This window comes from Micromonospora sp. NBC_01740 (assembly GCF_035920365.1).
In the GTDB taxonomy this organism is placed as follows: Bacteria; Actinomycetota; Actinomycetes; order Mycobacteriales; family Micromonosporaceae; genus Micromonospora; species Micromonospora reichwaldensis.
The window spans coordinates 1,352,248-1,372,197 of record NZ_CP109150.1 but is presented as its reverse complement, the minus strand read 5'-3'; the positions used below and the strand labels follow the sequence as shown (position 1 = coordinate 1,372,197).

Genomic DNA, 19,950 nt, shown 5'->3' with positions numbered 1-19,950 from the left:
TGGGCTAGCGTCGGGTGCATGCCTATCCGTACCGCTTCCGCACAATGGCAGGGCAACCTCACCGAGGGGTCCGGCACGATCCGCACCGGCAAGGGCGGGCTGGAGGGGAACTACTCCTTCAAGTCCCGTTTCGAGGAGGGTGAGGGCACCAACCCCGAGGAGCTGATCGGCGCGGCCCACGCCGGCTGCTTCTCGATGGCGTTCTCCAAGGCACTCGCCGAGGCCGGCTCGCCGCCCACCTCCGTGGAGACCACCGCCAAGGTCCACCTCGACAAGACCGACGCCGGGATGGCGGTGACTCGGATCGAGCTGGACACCGTCGGCCAGGTGCCCGGCATCGACGAGGCGCAGTTCACCAAGCTCGCGGAGACCGCCAAGGAGAACTGCCCGATCTCCCGCCTGCTCGCCCCGGGCGCCCAGATCAGCCTGACCGCGCGCCTCGCCTCCTGACCGTCCCCGTCGTCGGCGTCGACCGCCACGGGGATCACGCTCCCCGTGGCGGCCCGCCGAGCCGGACCGGCGGCCCGACCGGCGCGGGCGGGCCGTGTCGTCGGGCAGAATGGGCGGGGTGCCGGTGGAGATGAGTCGCGAGCGCTTCGAGGAGCTGGTCGGCGACGCGCTCGACGAGGTGCCCGAGGAACTCCTCGCCCTGATGAGCAACGTCGTGATCCTGGTGGAGGACGACCCGCCCCCCGGCGAGGACCTGCTCGGCCTCTACGAGGGGCACGCCCTCACCGACCGCGGCTGGGACTACGCCGGCGTGCTGCCGGACCGCATCCTGATCTACCGCAATCCCATCCTGCGCATCTGCGACGACGACGAGGACGTCGTCGACGAGGTGGCGGTGACGGTGGTGCACGAGATCGCCCACCACTTCGGCATCGACGACGCCCGCCTGCACGAGCTGGGCTGGGGCTGACGGGCGGCGGTTGCCCCGGTCGCCTACCGTCGGTCCAGGTACCGCGAACTCAGGAGGCACTTCCAATGCGCAGCGAGCTGTTCTCGGCGGAGAACCTTGAGAAGGAGTCCGCGCAGCCCGGCATGCGGCTGCAGAACTCCAAGATGTTGAAGGTCGAACTCAACGGCGAGATGATGGCCCGGGTCGGGTCGATGGTCGCCTACCAGGGGCAGGTGCAGTTCCAGGCGCTCGGCTCCGGCGGGCTCGGCAAGTTCCTCAAGCAGAAGCTGACCGGCGAGGGCGTCCCGCTGATGAAGGTCTCGGGCCGGGGTGACGTCTTCCTCGCCGACTTCGCCAAGGACGTGCACGTCATCGACCTGGAGCCCGGCGACGCGCTCTCCATCAACGGCTCCAGCGTGCTGGCCTTCGACTCCACCCTCCAGTACGACATCCGGATGGTCGGCGGGGCCGGCATGGCGTCCTCGTCGGGCCTGTTCAACTGCGTCTTCAGCGGTTACGGCCGGATCGCCATCACCACCAAGGGCACTCCGGTGGTGCTCAGCGTCGACGCCCCCACCTACGTCGACCCGCAGGCGGCGGTCTGCTGGTCGGCCAACCTCCAGACCGGCTACCACCGCGCCGAGCAGCTCGGCCTCGGCACGCTGCTGGGCCGGAGCACCGGCGAGGCGTTCACGATGAGCTTCGCCGGCCAGGGCTTCGTCGTCGTCCAGCCCTCCGAGGAGCCGCCCGTCATGGGCAGCGGCTCCCAGGAGCAGCAGGGCGGTCTCCTCGGCGGCCTGCTCAGCTGATTCACGCCCCGCACCACCTCGCACCGCCCCCGCCCGCGTCGACCGGCCCCGCCGGATCCGACGCCGGTCGGGGGCGGTGCCGTTGCGGGGCCCGCAGTCGGCTCCGGGGCGGTCCCGGGCCTGCCGTCAGCCGAGGTCGCCGGCGCGCAGGCGGGCCAGCCAGGCGGCCGCGTCGGCGTAGTCGGCGTCCGAGAGGCCGGCGGGGGCCGGGATCGGGCGGTCGCCCGTCCCGGGGAACCGGTGCCGGGGGTACGAGCCCAGGAAGCGCACGTCGGCGCAGACCCGGCGCAGCCCCTGCAACGCCTCGCCGAGGCGTACGTCCGCCACGTGCCCGGCGCAGTCGAGGAAGAAGACGTAGCGGCCGAGCGCCTCGCCCGTCGGGCGGGACTCGATCCGGCTCATGTTGACCCCGCGGACGGCCAGCTCCATCAGCACCGACAGCAGCGCGCCCACCCGGTCGTGCGCGATGTAGACCGCCAGGGACGTCACGTCGTCGCCCGTCGGCGGCGGGGGCGGCCCGGGGCGGGACACCAGCGCGAAGCGGGTCACCGCGTCCGGGTGGTCGGCGATCTTGTCGGCGAGCACGTCGAGCCGGTGCCGCCCGGCCCCGATCGGGGCGCAGATCGCCGCGTCGTACTCGCCGGTGGCGGCTCCGGCGGCGGCGGCGCCGTTGGAGAGCACGTCGACGACGACGGCGTCGGGCAGGTGCGCGCGCAGCCAACCCCGACACTGGGTGGACGCCTGCGGGTGGGCGGCGACGCTGCGCACGTGCGGGAGCGTCGTGCCGGGCCGCGCGGCGAGCACGAACTCGACCGGCAGGACCACCTCGCGGGTGATCACCAGGGGTTCGCCCTCGGCGAGCTCGTCCAGGGTCACCCCGACGGCGCCGCCGATCGAGTTCTCCAGCGGCACCAGGGCCGCGTCGGCCTCCCCGGTCCGTACGCCCTCCAGCGCCTCGGGGACGCTGCGGGCCGGCGTGCGGCTGCCCCGCTCGGCGGCGGGGATGCTCTTCAACGCCTGCTCGGCGAAGGTGCCCTCCGGCCCGAGATAGACGAAGCGCGTCGGCGGTGTTCCCGGCATGGCGACAGCCTACGCACCCGGTACGCCGAGCGACCCGCCCTCGCAGACGCGCGTCCGGATGCCGGGCGGCCCGGCGGCGCGGACCTCGGCGGTGCAGACGTCGGTGCCGGCGGTGACCAGTCGCGGGGCGCCCGGCCGACCCTGGGTGATCACCTGGAGCGTCTCGTGCCCGGTGACGTCGAGCACCGTGTAGTGCCACTCGCCGGCGCAGAGTGGCCCGGTCCGCACCCGGACCCGGACGCCGTTCGGCAGCACGCCACCCCGGCCCCGCACCAGGTCGACGATCCGCGCTCCCGAGGGGCCGTCCGGGCACGGGACCGCGACCAGGCCGGGGTCGACCGTGGGGGTGTTCCCTCCGGCGCCGGGCAGGCCGGTGGTGGGCGGGGGCGTCGGCGCGGCGCTGGGCGTGGCGGGGAGCGCGGTGCGGGTCGGGGCGGTGGTCGGGGCGGGGCGGCGTAGCTCCGGTGGGGTGCCGCAGCCGGCGAGGGGCAGCGCGGCCAGCAGCACGACGGCTGCGAGGCGGCGGGCGTACGCCGGCGGGGCCGGGCGGGACGAGGCCCGTACGGGCGGCAGGGGCGGAGCAGACGGGGCGCACGGGCGAACCGCTCCGGGCCGGGCCGCGGGGCCGGGCGGTCGGGCGGGCGTGGCGGGGCGCGAGGGGGTGGGCGGCACGGCCGATCCTCGGGACATCGGGGAGCGTCACTGCGGCCGGGAGGCCGAGCCCATCCTAGGAGGAACCGGCGGGCGGGTGAAGATCAGCCGAGGACGCGATGGCCGGCACGCTCCAGCGCGGCGGTCGCCTCGCGGAGCCGCACGGCGGGAACCAGCAGGTAGTCGGTGTCGTAGGTGGAGAAGGCGACCACGCTGACCCGGGCTGCGGCGAGGGGGTCCACCAGCGCGGCGAGGGTGCCGCTGACCGCCAGGTCGAGCGGTTCGGCGACCCGCAGGCAGCGCCAGGCGGTCTCGCCGACGGCCTGCTCGGGCGCCCGGTCGGCGGGGCAGATCAGCGAGATCCCGTCGGCCGTCCAGCTCACCGTGACGACGTCGCCGTTGCTCAACCCGCCCGACAACTCGGGCGGCAGGGCGGAGCCGGCGGCCAGGCGGCACACGGCGTACTTCCCCGGCAGCAGAGCGATATCGAGCATGAGGGCACCTTACGGCCTCGGTGCGGGCCCGCCCCAGATTCGCCGCGTGCGGCGAACGCCACATCCCGCCGCTGGTCAGACCGGGGAGAAGAACGTGAGTGAACCGGCGACCGTCCCGCTGGTGAACACCGGGGTGGAGATCGCGTCGACGGTCGAGTCCGGCGCGTCGGTCGACGCGGCCTGGACCCGGAGCAGCCCTCGGGCCAGGCGCCCGGAGGAGAGCGCCAGCAGCGGCGGGATCTTGTCGATCTCGGGCTCGGTCAGCTCGCAGCGGTTGGCGGTGAAGTCGAGCAGCCGTAGCCCGCCGTCGAGCAGCGGCAGCCCGGTCACGTCCTCCGGGTCGCCCAGGAAGAGCAGCTCGCAGCCGGCGACGGAGACGGCGACGACCCTCGTCCCGGCGTCGATGAGCAGGCACGGCTCGTCGGCGTGGGAGACGGTCGACGACCACCGACCGAGATTGTCGAACTCCTGCCCTGTCGGTGTTCCCGCCGCGGGCACGAACACGTCAGAGAGCGAGAGTTCGACGTGGGCCACCGCGCCTCCTATGTACACCGACGGTCCGTCCACGCTAGCCGGTCGTCGCGGGTGACGCCGACCGCGCGTGGTCGCCGGGCCGCCGGTGGGTGAGGGATGCCCTGACCAGACGGCCGGCGACGGCGCGACCGACGGGTGCCGACCGGCACCCGGGTGCGTGGCGTCGCCGGTGACGTTACCGTCGGTTGGCCGGCTTGTCAGCGGCCGTTCGGCCGCCCTCGTACCACCGGTAGTCCGCGGCCGGCCGGTACGCGCCGTTCACCCAGGTCTCCGGGTGCTGCGCGACCCGGGAGAGCTTCTCGGCCGTGGCCGGACTGATCCGGCTGCCCCCGGCCACGAGCAGGCGGTCCAGCTCGCGGTGGGTGGCCATGAGGCAGTCCTTCGGCAGGCCGTAGACGCTGATGACGCCGGAGCCGACGAAGGTCAGCACCGGCGTCACCGGGATCGGCAGTCCCACGGCGTCGGAGAGGGCCTTGCTGGCCCGCTTGGCGTCGCGGCGGGCCTCGGCCACGTAGGGCGGGCGCTTGCCGTTGATCTGGACCACGTCGCCGGCCACCAGCACCCGGGCCCGGCCGTGGTCGGCGATGGTGACCGCGAAGAGCCCGCTCGGCCCGATGGCGAGGAAGCCGGCGCGTTCGTCGCGCTCGTGGTCGAGCAGGAGATCGGCGGCGTCCGTGCGGGGCCATTCGATGACGTGCCACGCGGGCCCGAGATGGTCGAGCCGGCCGAGCGCCCGTGCCCCGGCCGCCTCCAGCCGCCGGGCGCCCCGCTCCGCCCTGCGGCGGCGGGCCCACTCCAACGGGGACGGACGGACGGGTGCGAGCACCCCCGGCGACTCCACGCGGGGGTGTGGCACCGCCGCGGGCGGCAGTGCCCGGGCGGACGGTACGGCTTGACGAGCGGGAAAGACAGTCATCGCGACCTCCGGCAAAAGGTCCCTCGAAGTTATGTCCTCACTACCCTACGTTGCCAGTCCCCTGTGTCGGCAAGTTGGAACGCCGGAGTGAGTGTGGATGAATGCCATATTCATCCACCCCTGTTTTATCGGATGCCGCCAAACCCTGCCCTACGCTGCGAGGGTGACCCACTACGTGGACAGCGAAGTCGGTCGGCTCGGGACGGTGCTGCTGCACCGCCCCGGTCCTGAGTTGGCCCGGCTCACCCCCCGGAACAACGACTCGCTCCTCTTCGACGCCATCCCATGGGTCGGACGGGCCCAGGAGGAGCACGACGCCTTCGCCGCCGCCCTGCGCGAGCGCGGCGTCGAGGTGCTCTACCTTGCCACCCTCCTCGCCGAGACGCTCGCCGTCGCCGACGCACGGGCCGAGCTCACCGGGGAGGTGCTCCGTTCGCCCCGGCTCGGCGACTCGCTGCGCGCCCGGGTCGCCGACCACCTCGCGTACCTCGATCCCGTCGCGCTCGCCGACGTGCTCATCGCCGGGCTGGCCCACGAGGAGCTCCGGGTCAGCCGGGAGCGCCCGGGCGGCCTCGTCTACACCCTGATGGACCGGCACGACTTCGTCATCGACCCGCTGCCCAACCTGCTGTTCACCCGGGACTCCTCGTTCTGGGTCGGCGACCGGGTCGGGGTGACCAGCCTGGCGATGCCGGCGCGGCGACGGGAGACCACGCTGACCGACGCCATCTACCGGCACCACCCGCGCTTCGCCGGCACCGAGCTCGTCTACCAGCCCGGCCTGGAGCACCTGGAGGGCGGCGACGTGCTGCTGCTCGCGCCGGGGGTGCTGGCCGTCGGGGTGGGCGAGCGGACCACGCCCGCCGGCGCGGAACGCCTCGCCCGGCAGGTCTTCGCCGCCGGGCTCGCGCACACCATCCTCGTCGTCCCGATCGCCCAGGAACGGGCGACCATGCACCTCGACACCGTCTGCACGATGGTGGACGTCGACGCCGTGCTGATGTACCCGAACATCGCCCACACGCTGTCGGCGTACACGGTGATCGCCGGGGCGGACGGTGAGGACCCGCGGGTGGACGGCCCGGCGCCGTTCCTGCGGGCCGCCGCCGACGCGATGGACCTGCCCCAGCTCCGGGTCATCGACACCGGCCTGGACCCGGTGACCGCGGAACGCGAGCAGTGGGACGACGGCAACAACACCCTGGCCATCGCGCCCCGGCTCTGCGTGGGCTACGAGCGCAACACCGAGACCAACGCGCAGCTTGAGCGGGCCGGCATCGAGGTGATTCCGATCGCCAGCTCGGAGCTGGGCTCGGGCCGGGGCGGACCACGCTGCATGTCCTGCCCGCTGGTCCGCGAGCCGCTGGGCGCACCGGGGGAAGGAAGGGTCCCTTCCTGACGTGTCCGGTCCAGGAGGTCCCATTCTCACATCGCAGCCGCCGCGCGAGGCGGCTGCGATGTGAGGGCGGAGGGTGAGCGGGGTGTCCGGCTCAGCGCAGGGTGAGTTGGCGGCCGAGCAGGCCGTGGCGGGCCCGCCGACCGGCGGCGTCCAGCGGGGCGGGCTCGGCGAGCGCCTCCGCGTACCGCTTGGCGAAGTCGGCGACCGGCTGCTCCCAGTCGGCGGCCGGGACGTCCTCCGGCAGGTCCCAGACGGGCACCAGCCGGCCGTGGGCCCGGAACATGCCCGCGAAGCGGGTGTTCTCGCCGAGCACCAGCGTGCCTGCGACGCTCAGCCGGGACAGCGCGTCCAGCGCGGCGTCCTCGTCGTCGGGCAGCACCCAGCGCACGTGTGCCTTCTCCGGCACCTGACACCAGTACGCGGCCCGGGCGGCGGCGAGCCGGACGGTGGGGTAGATCGCGGCGTTCGCCCGCTCCAGGGACGCCTGCACGTTCGGGTCGTCGCCGGCCCCCGGGTCGAGCCAGAACTCGAACCCGTCGTGCATGCCGACCTCCAGCGGGCCGTCGGCGAGGACGTCCTGCAACCGGGGGCCGGGGCCGGGCAGCGGCGGCACGGGCACCGGGCGGCCCGGCTCGGCCCGCAGCGCGCAGAGCAGCGCCTCGGCCAGGTCCCGGGAGACGTCGCCCGACTGGAGGTGACGCTGGAGCCCGATGAGGACCCGCCCGTCCGGCTTGGTCATGGCCGGGGTGGCCATCGGCAGCACGGTGGCCAGGGTGACCTCCCGGTCGCCGAACTCCTCGACCAGGGCGGGGGCCAGCCGCAGCGGCGCCGAGGCGGCCGGCACCAGTTCCCGCAGGGCGATCCACTCCGGCTCGTCGGTCAGCCCCTCGAACGGTCGGGGCACGAAGATGTCCCGTACCTTCTCCCGCTTGGGGGTGGCTTCGGCGGCCCGCTGGCTCTTTCGACGCTTGCTCACGGCGACACAGCCTAGAGGCCCCGGCGGCCCGGCGGGGCGGGACCCGCCCTCGCGGTCGGTCAGCCGGCCACGGCAAGGTCCGACCGGGTGACGTCGGCAGGGTCGAACTCGGCCCACACGCTCTGGCCCAGGCCGTCCCGTTCGACGCCCCAGCGGTCGGCCAGCCCTGAGATGATGTGCAGCCCCCGGCCGTCGACGGCGTCGGTGTCGGCGATCCGCATCGTGGGGCCCGCGGCGGCGCCGCCGTCGGTCACCCGGAGCTGCACCTGCTGGCCGCCGGACGAGTCGCGCAGCCGCCAGGCCACCCGGACCACTCCGCCGGGCAGCGGGTCGGCGTGCCGGACCGCGTTGCCGACCAGCTCGGCGAGGACCGCGACGAGGTCGGCCAGGAGTGGCGGGGGTACGACGTCGGCCAGCTCCTCGGCGAGGCGTCGCCGCGCCACCCGCGCCCCAGCGGCGTGGTGGGGGACCACCACGCACCATGCCCGATCGGCAGCTCCCGTCGACACCTTCGTCCCTTTCACGCCCCCGTTGCCCGTCGCCGGTCACCCGCGGGGCAGCCGCACCTCTGCGACCGTACCGCCACCGGCCCTCGGCCGTAGGGATACCCATCCATTCTGCTGTTCAACGATCCGACGGACGAGATAGAGGCCGAGTCCGGCCCCGGCGTAGCGGCGGCGGTCGCCCGACTCGCCCTGCCAGAACCGGTCGAAGGCCCGCTCCACGTGCTCCGGCCGGATGCCGATGCCCTGGTCGCGTACCTGGAAGGAGACCGTCGACCCGTCCGCGTCGGCGGTGATCTCGATCAGCGAACCGGGCGGGGAGTACTTGCCGGCGTTCGTGCACAGCTCCGTGAGCACGGTGGCGAGGCTCAGCCGGTGGCCGAGCGCCTTGGGCAGGTCCGCGGGGAGGCGGAGGACGAGCCGTTGCCGCAGCTCCGCCGGGAGGTCGACCGCCGCCGCGCGCAGCGCGTCACCGAGGTCGTACGGGGCGGGAGGCTGGTCGCCCGGCCCCGCCTCGGCGGCGGAGGAGAGCAGCCGGTCCACCAGCCGGGCCAGCTCGTTGGCGCGTTGCCCGATCACGCGGGCGGCCTGCCGCCGGTCGGTCTCGGTCAGCGACTCCCAGTGGTCGGTGAGCGTGTCCGCATAGCCCTTGATCACGGTCACCGGCGTACGCAGCTCGTGGCTGGTCACCGCCACGAAGAGATCCCGGTCGTGGTCACGGCGCTGCTGGTCGGTGATGTCCCGGAAGGTGACCACCCGCAGGGCGCCGGGGCCGGGCAGCTCCCCGGAGGTGATCGTGAGCCAGCGGCCGTCCGGCATCCGGTGGTCGCGCACCTGCCCGGACGGGGGCAGCGGGAAGGGCAACGGCTGGTTGAGCGCCTGGGCCACGGAACGGCCGGTGACCCGGGCGGCGGCCGGATTCCAGAGCCGGACGTGGTTGTCCCGGTCGACCACGGCCAGGCCGTCCGCCAGCGCCGCCACCACCGGCCCGTCGCCGTGCACGGGCAGCCCGGTCTGGTCGCCGTACATGTGGGCGATGCAGGAGGCCAGGTAGCCCGCGACGGCGTGCTGCTCGGCGTCGGGCGGGTCGTCGCCGTCGGGGTAGAGCACGTGCAGGCTGCCGACCGTCAGCCCGCCGATCTCCGCGCGGGAGACCACCATCCGGAGCAGGCCCCGTTCGGCGAGCTCGGCGGAGAGCCTGCCGGTCAGCTCGTCCGTGCGGACCTGGCGCACCCGCGCGCCGGAGAGCAGGCAGACGGTGGCGGGGTCGTCGGCCGGCACGGGGTGGCCGACGGCCCACTCGGCGGCGCCGGTCGCGGCGATCACCCGGCCGCCGGTCGGCGCGAACTCGACGAACGCCGTGCCCGCCGCGCCGAGCGCCGACCGGGCCACGCGGAGCAGGTGGGTGAGCACCGGAAGGCCGGTGCCGCCCGAGTTGATCATTTCGATCACCGTGGTGTGGCCGGCGATGAGAGCGGAGAGGTCGGTGCGCTCCGGCATCCTCCGAGTGTGCCCCGCCGGCCAGTCCGGGGACACCCCTGCCCGACCGGGCCTCCGCGCGCTGCCACCCCGGTCAGCGGCCCAGGCTGGCCAGCGTGTGCGCCGGCCGGTCGGTGATGATGCCGTCCACCCCGGCGGCCAGGACGAGGTCCAGGTCCGCCGGCTCGTTCACGGTCCACACGAAGACCTGGTTGCCCGCCGCCCGCAGGGCGGGCACCAACTGCGGGCGGGCACGCACCAGGGCGACGCCGGGGCCGGCGATCCGGATGCCGAACGGCAGCCGCCCCAGCCGCACCCAGCGCGGCAGCACATCCAGCAGCAGCACCGTGGGCAGCGCGGGGGCCAACCCCCGGACCCGGCGTACGGCCAGCGGCGAGAACGACATGACGGTGACCCGTACCGGATCGTCCGGTTTCGGCTCGGCCAGGCCGTATCTCCGCAGCATCGCGACGAGCCGGCGCTCGACGTTCCCGCCGTGGCGGGAGGGGTGCTTGGTCTCCACCAGTAGCCGCACCGGCCTGCCCGCGGCCAGCACCGCGTCCAGCAGCCGCTCCAGGGTCAGCAGCCGCGTGTGCGACTCGTCCAGCACCTCGTCGCCGTCGGCGGGCGCGCAGCCGGGGTGCCAGGAGCCGAAGTCCAGCGCCTCCAGCTCCGCGAGGGTACGGGCGCTGACCAGTCCCTGGCCGTTGCTGGTGCGGTCGAGCCGGCGGTCGTGCACGCAGACCAGGTGGCCGTCCCGGGTCAGCCGGACGTCGCACTCCAGCCCGTCCGCGCCCTCGTCGAGGGCCCGCAGGTAGGCCGCGAGGGTGTGCTCGGGCAGGTCGTGGGAGGAACCGCGGTGCGCGAAGACGAGAGGGGCGTCCATCCCGATCGTCCTAGAGGACCCGGCCCGGCTGCCCGTCCTCGCGGACCACTCCTCGCCCGGCGGCGGCCCACTCGCCCATCCCGCCCTCGACGTTGCGCACCTGGTCCCACCCGTTGCGCATCAGGTAGGCGACGACCTGCGCGGAGCGCCCGCCGGAGCGGCAGATGACGGCGACGTCGCGGTCGGTCGGCACCTCGGCGATCCGGGCCGGCAGCTCCATCATCGGCAGGTGGTGTGCGCCGGGAGCGTGGCCGGCGTTCCACTCGTCGTCCTCCCGGACGTCGAGCAGGTACGCGTCGTCGGCGATCTCGGTCACGGTCACGGTGGGAACCTGGGATCCGAACACGGGCCAAGCCTAGATCCTCGCCCGGGCGGCCGGCGGCGGGCCGCCCCCGGGCGTCACAGCCGGGTGACCCACCGCGGGTTGGCGCGCGCCCAGTCCGGCACGCGGGTGCCGCGTACCGCCTCGAAGAGGCCGTTCCCGCCGTTGTCGAGCACCACGTACGACACCTGGTCGATGGTCTGGGGGTGGGAGGGGACCTGCACGCCGCGCAGCGCGTCCGCCGGCAGGTCGCGCAGCGCGAGGACCAGGTCCTCCAGCCGTACGCCGTTGGTGTCCACGGTCAACGAGCCGCCCACGGCGCGGATCACCTGGTCCAGCTTGACCGGGTTGGTCCGCAGCGACGTCTCGCTCGCGCGCTCCAGCACCGCCCGGAGCAGTTGCTGCTGGTGGGTCTGCCTGTCGTAGTCGCCGCCCGGCAGGTCGTAGCGCTGGCGGACGTAGTCCAGCGCCTCACCGCCGTCCATCTGCTGGCAGCCGGGCGCGAAGACGCGGTCGGTGTGGATCGAGCGGACCTCGGTGTCCACGCACATGCGTACGCCGCCGAGCAGGTCGATGACCTTGCGGAAGCCGGAGAAGTCGATCAGGGCCGCGCCGTCGAAGCGGATGCCGGTCAACCGGGACAGGGTGGCCGAGAGCAGGCGGGTGCCCGGCTGGCCGCCGCCGCCGTGCTCGTACGCCGCATTGATCTTGTCCTGGCCGCCGCCGTAGCCGTTGCCGGCGGGGATGGCCACGAGCAGGTCCCGGGGGACGGAGACCAGGTACGCCTCGCGCCCGCCGGCGGGGACGTGCACGATGAGGATGGTGTCCGAGCGTCGGTCCGCCGCGCTGCCGCTCTGCCAGCGGTCGGTTCCCACCAGCAGGTAGTTCAGCGGCCCGTCGGGGTCGGTGCGCTTCTGGCGGGCGGTGGGGTCGAGCAGTTGCTCCCGGACGACGCTGCCCTCGTACCGGTCGCTCAGCACCTCCAGGCCCACCACGGCGAGCCCGGCCAGCAGCACCAGGGCCAGGCCCAGGCCGAGTAGCAGCCGGGGCCAGCGGACGCGGGGCGGCCGGGCGGGCCGGGTGTCGGTCCCGGCCCGGCCCCGACCGTCGCCCGTCGATCTGGACGTGACGCCTCCCCGCGACCCGTACGTGAATCCCTCTCACGTCAGGTTACGAGTCGACCACGGCGTCCGGGCCGCTTCGCCGACATCGCCCGGCGGGCCGCCCCGGCCGGCGCTACTCGCGGCTGGAGACGACCTCGGGGTTGGCGAAGACGAATTCGGCCAGCTTGTCCTGTTTCACCGCGCGGAACATGTCCATCGTCTGGGCGCTGAGCGTCTCGCGGCTGCCGTCGCTGTGGAAGGTGCCGCCGTTCGTCTTCAGCATCACGAGGTCGTTGCCGGTCACCCCGCGCATGGTGAAGACGAAATCGGGGACCGGCACGCCGGCGGTGTCGAGGATGAATGCCTTGCCGGCCGCGTCGATCAGCTTGTTCAGCTTGATCGGGTTGGTCAGCGTCCCGTCCTGGGTGGCCTTCTTCGCCATCGCCTTGATCAGCTGCTGCTGGTTCTGCTGCCGGTCGTAGTCGCCGTTCTTGAGGCTCTTGCGCTGCCGGGAGTAGTCCAGCGCCGCCCAGCCCTCCATCTCACGGCAGCCCTTCTTGTGCACCACGGGCGTCCGCTGCTTGCCGGTCTTCTTCGCGTCCGCGTTCCACATCGGCTTGCCGTCCACGTATGACATGTGGATCGACTCGACCTCCTGCTTGACGCAGATGCGCACCGTGCCGAGGGCCTCGATGACGTTCTTGAATCCGCCGAAGTTGATGATGGCCGCGCCGTCGAAGCTGATCCCGGTCATCTTCTTGATCGTCTGCGCCATCAGCTGGGCGCCGCCCTCCCAGCCGCCGCCGTTGCGGGCGCCGGCCTGGAACGCCGCGTTGATCTTGTCGGTGCCGCCCTTGTAGCCGCTCTGCTTGAAGGCCGGGATATGGGCCTCGGTGTCCCGGGGGATCGAGATCAGGTACGCCTGGTCGTGCGTCGCCGGGATGTGCAGCACGATGATGCTGTCCGCCCGCACGTCGTCGGCGGCCCACCGCTCCCGGGCGTCCACACCGAGCAGCAGCATGTCGATCGGGCCGTCCAGGCTGGCGCCACCCTCGGCGTCGGTCTTGCCCGCGTCGCCGAGGAGGTTGCGCTGGGCGATGTTGCCGGTGGCGCTGCTGATCAGCGCCTTGCTGCCGACGATGGCCGCACCGCTGGCGACCATCAGCACGGCGCCGAAGATCAGCGTGAGTCGGGCCCAGAGCGGGTCCTTGCGGCGCGACCGCTTCTTCGCGGACCCGCCACCGGGCTTGCCGCCCTTGACGGGCTGCTTCGGGATGCTCGTGGAGGCCCGGACCGGGCCACGGGGGGACTCCAGCGCCGGAGGGCGACGGCTGGTCTGAACCGGCATGCGTGCTCCAGCTCGCGTTTGTCAGGGGGGCGGGATCACTTTACGGACGCTTTCCCGTCCTGGCGAGGTCGTCCGACCGTCAAATGCCGTTCGTACGGCCGTCATGCAGGAAAACTGACCGAACGGACAGATCGATACGGCTGGTCGGCGGTTGGCTCACAGGAAGCGCTCGGCCGGCCCTCCGAAATCGTGATGACTCTGGTCGATCACGGGAGGGCCGGCCGGCGGAGCTGGTCAGTTTCCGGTGCCGTCCTTCTTCTTCTGGTTGGCCTCGACCCAGGCCGTCATGGTGTCGGCCGACATCGCCTTGTACATGGTCAGCGCCTTCTCCTTGTCCGACACCACCACCGACTCACCGTCGATGGTCTGGCTGCCGACGTGCGGGCTGGTCACGAAGGTGAGGTTCTCGCCGCGCAGGTTGCGGAACTGGACCCCCATGTCGACAAGCGAGAAGCTCTGGTCGACGGTGACCGCGGCGGTGACCGACTTGAGGAAGTCGTTCAGCTTCTTCGGATTGGTCAGCGTGCCCGTGCTCGCCGCCTTGTCCATCAGGGCGCGGAGGAACTCCTGCTGGTGCCGCATCCGGGCGAAGTCGCCGTCCGGGAACTGCTTGCGCTGCCGGATCCAGTCCAGCGCCTCGGCGCCGTCCATGTGGTTGGTGCCCTTGGTGAACGTCCGGTACGGCTTGTGGATCGAGGTGACGGTCCGCTCGACCTTCAGGTCGACGCCGCCGAGGGCGTCGGTGACCTGCTTGAAGCCGGCGAAGTCGATCGCCATCACGTGGTCGAGCCGGACGTCGGTGAAGCACTCCACCGTCCGGACGGCCAGCGGCAGCCCGCCGAAGGCGAAGGCGGCGTTGATCTTCCCCCGCTGCCCGCTGCCGCAGTCGGCGTTGGCGCCCTCCGGGATCGGCACGTAGAGGTCACGGGGGATGGAGACCAGGTAGGCCTTCTGGTGGTCCGACGGGATGTGCATCACGATGATCGTGTCGGCCCGCCACTTGCTGGACTTGTCCACCGGGGCGTCCGGGTCCCGGGAGTCGCTGCCCACCAGCAGGATGTTCAGGGCGCCGTCCACCGCCTTGGCCGGGCGGCCCCCCGTGATCTCCGAGAACGGGTCGGTGCGGGCCAGGTCGTCGTCGAGGCCGCGGGCGTAGAACCAGGCGCCCACCCCGCCGAGCAGCGCGAGCACCAGCACGGCCACGCCGGCCACCAGGGCGATCCGGCCCCAGCGGGGGCGGACGCCGCCCCGGCCCGGCCGGTCCGGTCCGGTCGGTCCGCCTGGCCCGGCCGGTCCGCCCGGACCCGCGGGACCGCCCGGGCCGCCGGCCCGTGGCTCGTCCGCTGCCGGGGACCAGTGGGCCTCGGCCGGCCGGGCGCGTCCGGCGTCCCGGCCGGGGCCGGGCACCGAGGCGCGCCCGGCGCTGCGGTGCAGGTGCGGGAGTGGAACTCCGGCGGGCATGGTCGCTGACATGTAACTCAGGGTACGTACGCGTAGCCACTGTCGCCCTGTGGCGCCGCCGACGTGTGCGCCGGCGGCGGGCGTTCGCTAGACCATCCGCTCGCGGAAGTACTCGATCGTGCGGCGGAGGCCGTCCTCGGGCGCCACGGTCGGCTCGTATCCGAGCAGCTCCCGGGCGAGGGTCAGGTCCGGGCGGCGCATCTCCGGGTCGTCGGCGCTGCGGGTGATGTAGGTCACCTCGGAGCTGCTCCCGGTGAGCGCCACGATCGTCTCAGCCAGCTGCCGCATGCTCATCTCGTGCTCGGTGCCGCAGTTGATCGGCCCCGTCTCGCGGGAGTCGAGGAGCAGCAGGATGCCGTGCACCAGGTCGGACACGTAGCAGATCGAACGGGTCTGGTTGCCGGTGCCGTGCACGGTGATCGGCTCGCCGCGCAGCGCCTGCGAGATGAAGGTCGGGATGGCCCGGCCGTCGTCCGGGCGCATCCGCGGGCCGTACGTGTTGAAGATCCGGACGATGGCCGTGTCGAGCCCCCGGCTCCGGTGGTAGGCCATGGTGGCCGCCTCGGAGAAGCGCTTCGCCTCGTCGTAGACGGCGCGGATGCCGATCGGGTTGACGTTGCCCCAGTACGACTCGGGCTGCGGGTGCTCCTTCGGGTCCCCGTACGCCTCGGAGGTGGAGGCCATCAGGAAGCGGGCGCCGTCGGCGACCGCGCGCTCCAGCAGGTGCAGGGTGGCCACCGAGCCGACGCGGAGGATCTCCACCGGCAGCTTCTCGAAGTCGGTCGGGCTCGCCGGCGAGGCCATGTGCAGGATGGCGTCGAACCGCTCGGCCATCGCCGGGTGGTGGGTCGGCAGGCCGTCGGAGATGTCGGCCTCGACCAGGGTGAAGTTCGGCTCGTCCAGCAGGTGGGCGACGTTCTCCTTCGACCCGGTGATGAAGTTGTCGAGCGCGACCACGGTGCAGCCGCGAGCGATCAGGGAGTCCACCAGGTGCGACGGTACGAAGCCGGCGCCGCCCGTGACGAGGATGCGGTGACCGGGTCCGAAGCGGGCAACAGCGTTCATGCCGGTCAGCCTACCCACTGTCCCGAGTCGCCCTGACGCAAGGAAGGGTCCCTCGTCGCCCGGCGACGACGAGGGACCCTGCCCCGTACCTGTGGGAGGCCCGTCAGTGGGCGCCGGCGCCGGTGACGGAACGCACCTCCAGCTCCGCGTACTTCGCCTCGTCGTGCTCCTTGGAGATCACGGTGCCGATCCACCCGCACAGGAAACCGAACGGGATGGACAGGATGCCCGGGTTGGACAGCGGGAACCACTGCCAGTCGTGCTCGGGGAACATCGAGGTGGCCGCTCCGGAGACCACCGGCGAGAAGAACACCAGCAGTACGGCGGAGAGCAGGCCGCCGTAGATGGCCCACACCGCGCCCGAGGTGTTGAACCGCCGCCAGAACAGGCTGTAGAGGATCGCCGGCAGGTTGCCGGAGGCGGCCACCGCGAACGCCAACGCCACCAGGAAGGCCACGTTCAGGTTCTGCGCGTAGATCGACAGCACGATCGAGATCGCGCCGATCACCAGGGCGGAGACCCGGGCGACCCTGACCTCTTGGCGCTCGGACGCCTTACCGTCCTTGATCACGTTGGCGTAGAAGTCGTGCGCCAGGCTGGACGAGGAGGCCAGCGTCAGGCCGGCGACCACGGCCAGGATCGTGGCGAAGGCGACCGCCGCGATGACCGCGAGCAGGGTCGCCCCGCCGAGATCGCCGCCGAGGAATTCGATGCCGAGCGCCTCGGCGAGCTGCGGCGCGGCCGTGTTGCCGGCCTTGTCCTGCGCGGTGATCGCCTCGCTGCCGACCAGCGCCGCCGCGCCGAAGCCGAGGGCCAGGGTGAGCAGGTAGAAGGTGCCGATGATGCCGATCGCCCAGAGCACGCTCTTGCGGGCCGTCTTCGCCGTCGGCACGGTGTAGAAGCGGATCAGGATGTGCGGCAGGCCGGCGGTGCCGAGCACCAGCGCGATGCCGAGCGACAGCAGGTCCATCTTGTTGTAGAAGGTCTGCGTCGCGTCGCCGGCCACCTCGACCCCGTAGCGCAACCCCGGTCCGAGGAGCGCGTCGCCCTTGCCGGAGGAGGCCGCGGCGGCGCCGAGCAGCTCCGACAGGTTGAAGTTGTACTTCGCCAGCACCAGCACCGTCATGATCGTCGCGCCGCCCATCAGCAGGAACGCCTTGACGATCTGCACGTAGGTGGTGCCCTTCATGCCGCCCACCGTGACGTAGACGATCATGAGCGCGCCGACCATGATGATGGTGGCGACCTTGGCGGTGTCGGCGTCCATGCCGAGGAACGTCGTACCCGGCTTGATGCCGAGCAGCAGGGCGACCAGCGCGCCCGCGCCGACCATCTGCGCCAGCAGGTAGAAGATCGACACCGTGATGGTGGAGACGGCCGCGGCGGTCCGCACCGGGCGCTGGCGCATCCGGAAGGCCAGCACGTCGGCCATCGTGTACCGGCCGGAGTTGCGCAGCAGCTCCGCGACCAGCAGCAGCGCCACCAGCCAGGCGACCAGGAAGCCGATGGAGTAGAGGAAGCCGTCGTAGCCGTAGAGGGCGATCATGCCGGCGATGCCCAGGAACGAGGCGGCCGACATGTAGTCGCCACCGATGGCCATGCCGTTCTGGAAACCGGAGAAGGACCGGCCACCGGCGTAGAAGTCGGTGGCGGTCTTGGTCTGCCGGCTGGCCCAGATGGTGATGGCCAGGGTCACCGCAACGAAGACCAGGAAGAGCGTGATGGTGAGGTTGCGGGCGGTGGTGCTGCCCGCCTCAGCCGCGAGGACCGTGTTCATTGCCCACCTCCCCGATCTCGGCGCGGATCCGGTCGGCGACCGGGTCGATCTTCCGGTCGGCGAACCGCGAGTAGAGCCAGGCGATGAGGAAGGTCGAGACGAACTGGAGCAGGCCGAAGACGAGGGCGATGTTGATGTTGCTGCCGAAGAGCTTCGTGCCCATGAAGTCCCGCGCGTACGCGGACAGGATGACGTAGAGCGCGTACCACAGGAAGAACGCGACGGTCATCGGGAAGATGAAGCCGCGCAGCGTGCGCCGCAACCCGGCGAACTCGTCCGACCGCTGCACGGCCAGGTACCGGTCCGCCGCCGAGGTCGACGGCGTGGACGCGGGTGTGTCCGTGGACATTCGTGGATCACCACCTTCACAGGCGTGGGGAGTTTCGCGCACGGTAGAAAGCGCGCTCCCCGCCACGGAAGGGCGAGATCGACGCCGGTCGGCGGCTGCGCCGAACGGCACGGTGGCTGCGCCGAGTGACGCAGCTCACTCCGTTCACCGGTAGCGGGAGTGGCCCCGGGTGGGCCGGACGGTCGCCGTCGACGCCGCCGGTGACGGTCGTCAGGTCAGCTCGCGGTAGCGGCCCCGGTAGTGCAGCAGCGGGTCCGTCTCCCCGGTCAGCTCGACGGCCTCGATGGTGGCCTCCACCAGCAGGCCCCAGCCGTACTCGCGGGCGGAGTCGAGCCGGCACCCCGCCCAGCCGCCCGCGTCGGCCGGCACCGGGCCGTAGGGGGTGTCGGTCCACACGCCGGTGGCGAACAGGCCGCCGGGGGACGGGAAGAGGCCCGCGAACCGGTCGGCGAGCTGCCGGTGCGCCGGGCCGAGCGGCGCCACCGCGAAGCGGCCGGCGGACTCGACCGCCGCCCACAGGTCGGACTCCGGGTCGACCAGGCCGAGCAGCCGGTCCGGCTCACCCTCCGCGACCAGCGTCGAGGAGACCGTCAGGCCCGCCGGCTCCGGCGCCGTCCAGAGCGTCACCGGCGACGCCAGCCGACCGCGCAGCCGGCGTACGGGCGAGCGTTGGTCGGCGGGCACGGCGAACGGGTCGATGTGGTGGATCTCGGCGCCCGGCTCATGATTCACGTGAAACATTGTGCGGCCTGCCCCGCCCCGACGGGCCCGGATGCGGCCCCTGGCGTCGACAGACGGCGCGCCGCCGCTGTTGCCGGCGCGTCGGTGATGCGGTGCGGTGAGTGCCCGCCCTCGCGGCCCCACGTCACCAGATCACATGATCTCAGCGGGCTTGATGTGCAGGTTCAGCAGCATGTCCTCGAAGGCCTCGGGGCCGAATCGCGCCGCCACTATGTGCACCGGTGAACAGACCATGTCCAGTGTCGCGACGCCCACGGGGCGCCTCTCGACGCCGGTCACCACCAGGGTCGTCCCCCGTACCGTCACGTCCTCGATCGTGACGTCGTAGCCCAGCACGGGGCGGGTCCCCACCGAGAGCATGATGACCGTCTCACGTGCGAGGTCCACCAGCGGCGGTGGCGGGACAGGCTGCACTCCCCGATTGACCGATGCCCAGTGCTGCGCCCACGACCCTGATCGGCGGATCAGAAACAGGCCGTAACTCGAGCCGGCACCGGATGCCTGCCCGTGGTACAGGGTGCGGAAGTTCGCGCGGCTCACCCGCTGACCCTACCGGCACCGACCCTCGGTGCAGCCGTCGAGATCTTGGACGTTCTGCGCCCCTCCAGGGGCCGTTCCCTGCCAAGAACTCGACGAGGTGCGCGTACCGCTGGGGGTCAGTCGTCGGCGGTCAGTGACCGGCGGGCGGCGGCCAGCACCTCCGGGTCGGTGCAGCCGGCGGCGTACCCGGCGATCCGGCGGCGGATGTCGCGGCCGAGCAGCCAGGAGCCGATCCGGTCCGCGACCGGGCGGAGGAACGCGGGCCGGCAGCGGAAGCTGTACCGCCAGGTGGCGATGGCGTGGCCGGGCTCCGGGGCCGGCGCGAACCGCCAGCCGCCGGCGAACATCTCGAAGAACCACGGCCCGCGCACCATCTTCATCCCGACGTGGCTCGGTGGGGCCCAGGAGACGTACTCGCTGACCATCGCCAGGCCGTGCCGGGACCTGGTGAAGGTCCGCACGCCCTTGCCGGGCCGGGTCGCCCCGTCGGTGAAGTGCTGCTCCCGCACGAACGGGTCCCACCGGTAGCGCACGGGCGCCGTGGTCTGGGAGACCGCGAAGGCCAGTTCGGGTGGGACCGGCACGGTGATCACCGCTTCGACGACGGGCATCAGGCCAT

23 protein-coding genes are annotated in these 19,950 nt (G+C 72.6%); 4 read left to right on the top strand and 19 right to left on the bottom strand.

The features are described 5' to 3' along the window. The first annotated feature begins 18 nt into the window (after window positions 1–18). The 3 genes from OG989_RS06570 (at window position 19) to OG989_RS06560 (ending at window position 1,707) form a co-directional block, all read left to right on the top strand. Window positions 19–450 (top strand): OsmC family protein, encoded by a 432-nt coding sequence (locus OG989_RS06570; RefSeq protein ID WP_132240504.1) that lies wholly within the window; start codon window positions 19–21, stop codon window positions 448–450. Window positions 451–574: 124 nt separating this feature from the next. Beyond that, window positions 575–919 carry a metallopeptidase family protein gene (locus tag OG989_RS06565; RefSeq protein ID WP_192581591.1) on the top strand — a complete coding sequence of 115 codons (345 nt, stop codon included), beginning with the start codon at window positions 575–577 and terminating at the stop codon, window positions 917–919. A 65-nt stretch (window positions 920–984) separates the two neighbouring features. Beyond that, window positions 985–1,707 carry an AIM24 family protein gene (locus OG989_RS06560; protein ID WP_151457315.1) on the top strand — a complete coding sequence of 241 codons (723 nt, stop codon included), beginning with the start codon at window positions 985–987 and terminating at the stop codon, window positions 1,705–1,707. Between the two features lie 126 nt (window positions 1,708–1,833). Here OG989_RS06560 and pheA read toward each other — a convergent pair whose 3' ends face one another. The 5 genes from pheA to OG989_RS06535 all read right to left on the bottom strand — a co-directional run bounded on the left by pheA (window position 1,834) and on the right by OG989_RS06535 (window position 5,382). Continuing rightward, on the bottom strand, window positions 1,834–2,787 hold the full coding sequence (pheA, locus tag OG989_RS06555) for a prephenate dehydratase (protein ID WP_327029996.1): 954 nt from the start codon (window positions 2,785–2,787) through the stop codon (window positions 1,834–1,836). A gap of 9 nt (window positions 2,788–2,796) precedes the next feature. Next, window positions 2,797–3,294: a hypothetical protein gene (locus OG989_RS06550; RefSeq protein WP_327029995.1), complete on the bottom strand. Its 498-nt coding sequence runs from the start codon at window positions 3,292–3,294 to the stop codon at window positions 2,797–2,799. A 248-nt stretch (window positions 3,295–3,542) separates the two neighbouring features. Then, window positions 3,543–3,932, bottom strand: a complete 390-nt coding sequence (locus tag OG989_RS06545) for an ACT domain-containing protein (protein WP_121397477.1) — start codon at window positions 3,930–3,932, stop codon at window positions 3,543–3,545. Window positions 3,933–4,007: 75 nt separating this feature from the next. Further along, entirely contained in the window at window positions 4,008–4,466 is a 459-nt protein-coding gene (locus OG989_RS06540) for a hypothetical protein (RefSeq protein WP_327029994.1), read from the bottom strand. A 175-nt stretch (window positions 4,467–4,641) separates the two neighbouring features. Next, window positions 4,642–5,382 carry a hypothetical protein gene (locus tag OG989_RS06535; protein ID WP_327029993.1) on the bottom strand — a complete coding sequence of 247 codons (741 nt, stop codon included), beginning with the start codon at window positions 5,380–5,382 and terminating at the stop codon, window positions 4,642–4,644. Between the two features lie 163 nt (window positions 5,383–5,545). Here OG989_RS06535 and OG989_RS06530 point away from each other — a divergent pair, with 163 nt between their 5' ends. Further along, window positions 5,546–6,781 carry an arginine deiminase gene (locus OG989_RS06530; RefSeq protein WP_327029992.1) on the top strand — a complete coding sequence of 412 codons (1,236 nt, stop codon included), beginning with the start codon at window positions 5,546–5,548 and terminating at the stop codon, window positions 6,779–6,781. Window positions 6,782–6,872: 91 nt separating this feature from the next. Here OG989_RS06530 and OG989_RS06525 read toward each other — a convergent pair whose 3' ends face one another. The 14 genes from OG989_RS06525 to OG989_RS06460 all read right to left on the bottom strand — a co-directional run bounded on the left by OG989_RS06525 (window position 6,873) and on the right by OG989_RS06460 (window position 19,942). After that, the gene (locus OG989_RS06525) at window positions 6,873–7,757 is read right to left on the bottom strand and encodes a DUF5926 family protein (RefSeq protein WP_327029991.1); all 885 of its coding nucleotides are present in this window, start codon (window positions 7,755–7,757) and stop codon (window positions 6,873–6,875) included. 59 nt (window positions 7,758–7,816) lie between these two features. Then, on the bottom strand, window positions 7,817–8,233 hold the full coding sequence (locus OG989_RS06520; RefSeq protein ID WP_370518961.1) for an ATP-binding protein: 417 nt from the start codon (window positions 8,231–8,233) through the stop codon (window positions 7,817–7,819). Window positions 8,234–8,302: 69 nt separating this feature from the next. Beyond that, window positions 8,303–9,760, bottom strand: coding sequence for a PAS domain-containing sensor histidine kinase (locus OG989_RS06515; RefSeq protein WP_327029990.1), 1,458 nt, complete (start codon window positions 9,758–9,760; stop codon window positions 8,303–8,305). Window positions 9,761–9,833: 73 nt separating this feature from the next. Further along, window positions 9,834–10,625, bottom strand: a complete 792-nt coding sequence (locus tag OG989_RS06510) for a glycerophosphodiester phosphodiesterase (RefSeq protein ID WP_151455386.1) — start codon at window positions 10,623–10,625, stop codon at window positions 9,834–9,836. Between the two features lie 10 nt (window positions 10,626–10,635). Continuing rightward, complete coding sequence (locus OG989_RS06505; RefSeq protein WP_132240515.1) at window positions 10,636–10,971, bottom strand: rhodanese-like domain-containing protein; 336 nt, start codon at window positions 10,969–10,971, stop codon at window positions 10,636–10,638. A gap of 53 nt (window positions 10,972–11,024) precedes the next feature. Then, window positions 11,025–11,963 (bottom strand): LCP family protein, encoded by a 939-nt coding sequence (locus OG989_RS06500; protein WP_327029989.1) that lies wholly within the window; start codon window positions 11,961–11,963, stop codon window positions 11,025–11,027. A gap of 220 nt (window positions 11,964–12,183) precedes the next feature. Next, window positions 12,184–13,398 carry an LCP family protein gene (locus tag OG989_RS06495; RefSeq protein WP_327029988.1) on the bottom strand — a complete coding sequence of 405 codons (1,215 nt, stop codon included), beginning with the start codon at window positions 13,396–13,398 and terminating at the stop codon, window positions 12,184–12,186. A gap of 234 nt (window positions 13,399–13,632) precedes the next feature. Further along, window positions 13,633–14,871 carry an LCP family protein gene (locus OG989_RS06490; RefSeq protein ID WP_327029987.1) on the bottom strand — a complete coding sequence of 413 codons (1,239 nt, stop codon included), beginning with the start codon at window positions 14,869–14,871 and terminating at the stop codon, window positions 13,633–13,635. Between the two features lie 75 nt (window positions 14,872–14,946). Next, window positions 14,947–15,924: a UDP-glucuronic acid decarboxylase family protein gene (locus OG989_RS06485; RefSeq protein WP_327029986.1), complete on the bottom strand. Its 978-nt coding sequence runs from the start codon at window positions 15,922–15,924 to the stop codon at window positions 14,947–14,949. A gap of 103 nt (window positions 15,925–16,027) precedes the next feature. Next, window positions 16,028–17,701 (bottom strand): solute symporter family protein, encoded by a 1,674-nt coding sequence (locus OG989_RS06480; protein WP_327029985.1) that lies wholly within the window; start codon window positions 17,699–17,701, stop codon window positions 16,028–16,030. Next, window positions 17,679–18,050 (bottom strand): DUF485 domain-containing protein, encoded by a 372-nt coding sequence (locus OG989_RS06475; RefSeq protein ID WP_327029984.1) that lies wholly within the window; start codon window positions 18,048–18,050, stop codon window positions 17,679–17,681. Before OG989_RS06475 ends, OG989_RS06480 begins: the two co-directional genes overlap by 23 nt. Before the next feature lie 210 nt (window positions 18,051–18,260). Then, complete coding sequence (locus tag OG989_RS06470) at window positions 18,261–18,824, bottom strand: flavin reductase family protein (RefSeq protein ID WP_442791943.1); 564 nt, start codon at window positions 18,822–18,824, stop codon at window positions 18,261–18,263. Between the two features lie 99 nt (window positions 18,825–18,923). Further along, a complete protein-coding gene (locus tag OG989_RS06465; protein ID WP_151455377.1) occupies window positions 18,924–19,331 on the bottom strand; it encodes a hypothetical protein in 408 nt (135 codons plus the stop codon). 116 nt (window positions 19,332–19,447) lie between these two features. Further along, entirely contained in the window at window positions 19,448–19,942 is a 495-nt protein-coding gene (locus OG989_RS06460; protein ID WP_327029983.1) for an SRPBCC family protein, read from the bottom strand. Between the last annotated feature and the right edge of the window lie 8 nt (window positions 19,943–19,950).

Excerpts from the sequence above, each read along its gene's own strand:
- OG989_RS06475 (WP_327029984.1), bottom strand. The coding sequence starts at position 18,050 with ATGTCCACGGACACACCCGCGTCCACGCCGTCGACCTCGGCGGCGGAC.
- OG989_RS06480 (WP_327029985.1), bottom strand. The coding sequence starts at position 17,701 with ATGAACACGGTCCTCGCGGCTGAGGCGGGCAGCACCACCGCCCGCAAC.
- OG989_RS06570 (WP_132240504.1), top strand. The coding sequence starts at position 19 with ATGCCTATCCGTACCGCTTCCGCACAATGGCAGGGCAACCTCACCGAG.
- OG989_RS06515 (WP_327029990.1), bottom strand. The coding sequence starts at position 9,760 with ATGCCGGAGCGCACCGACCTCTCCGCTCTCATCGCCGGCCACACCACG.
- OG989_RS06560 (WP_151457315.1), top strand. The coding sequence starts at position 985 with ATGCGCAGCGAGCTGTTCTCGGCGGAGAACCTTGAGAAGGAGTCCGCG.
- OG989_RS06490 (WP_327029987.1), bottom strand. The coding sequence starts at position 14,871 with ATGTCAGCGACCATGCCCGCCGGAGTTCCACTCCCGCACCTGCACCGC.
- OG989_RS06495 (WP_327029988.1), bottom strand. The coding sequence starts at position 13,398 with ATGCCGGTTCAGACCAGCCGTCGCCCTCCGGCGCTGGAGTCCCCCCGT.
- OG989_RS06510 (WP_151455386.1), bottom strand. The coding sequence starts at position 10,625 with ATGGACGCCCCTCTCGTCTTCGCGCACCGCGGTTCCTCCCACGACCTG.
- OG989_RS06535 (WP_327029993.1), bottom strand. The coding sequence starts at position 5,382 with ATGACTGTCTTTCCCGCTCGTCAAGCCGTACCGTCCGCCCGGGCACTG.
- pheA (WP_327029996.1), bottom strand. The coding sequence starts at position 2,787 with ATGCCGGGAACACCGCCGACGCGCTTCGTCTATCTCGGGCCGGAGGGC.
- OG989_RS06485 (WP_327029986.1), bottom strand. The coding sequence starts at position 15,924 with ATGAACGCTGTTGCCCGCTTCGGACCCGGTCACCGCATCCTCGTCACG.
- OG989_RS06545 (WP_121397477.1), bottom strand. The coding sequence starts at position 3,932 with ATGCTCGATATCGCTCTGCTGCCGGGGAAGTACGCCGTGTGCCGCCTG.
- OG989_RS06460 (WP_327029983.1), bottom strand. The coding sequence starts at position 19,942 with ATGCCCGTCGTCGAAGCGGTGATCACCGTGCCGGTCCCACCCGAACTG.